Annotated in this window: 1 protein-coding gene; it reads right to left on the reverse strand. The window is 44.3% G+C overall.

Annotated features, from left to right (window positions below; all coding sequences use genetic code 11):
* Positions 1–664, reverse strand: a 664-nt coding sequence (locus ACS8FD_RS21295; RefSeq protein WP_439277335.1) for an MBL fold metallo-hydrolase, incomplete at both ends; no start/stop codon positions are given.

Below are 664 nucleotides of genomic sequence, written 5' to 3' on the forward strand. Positions count from 1 at the left end.
CTAAAAGACTTGGCGTATCGTTATCACCAGCCACTACAACCCTTGTACGTTGCTCGTCGTTATCGACGTAATCTGCTGCACGTAACTGCTTACCGTCCTCGGTTATAACATCTTCACCTTGCTGCAACCTCCCCCACACCTTACTAGCTGGAATACCAGCTGCTAGCAATTTATCGGTATTGAGCGTGCGACGACTGATAGTCTGAGTAATACCAAAACCATAGGATGGCACGCGATGTGATAGAGGATGAATATCTATCGCAAGCTGTTGCTGCTTATCCAAGCTGATACTTACCTGACCTTTATTTTCATTATTTGGCTGATATAGCAAATCTTCAATCGCCATAAAATCGATGGCAAATGGCAAATGTAACTCAGTAGCTAGTATTACAGCATCTAATAGTTTGCTAATGGCTTTGGGTGCGATAAGAATCAGCGGCGCGGTACGTCCTGACATGGCAGCACTAGCGAGCAATCCTGGCAAACCATAGCAATGATCGCCATGCACATGAGTTATACAAATAGCGGTAAGCTGATGCATTGATAGTTTGGTATGGAGCAGTTGCTGCTGTGTACCTTCACCGCAATCAATGAGTAACCATGAACGCGATTTTTTACTCTGCTGTTGATTAGATCCTGACAGATAAGGATTAAGGCACTCAAT

It is taken from the genome of Psychrobacter sp. 1U2 (assembly GCF_051847575.1).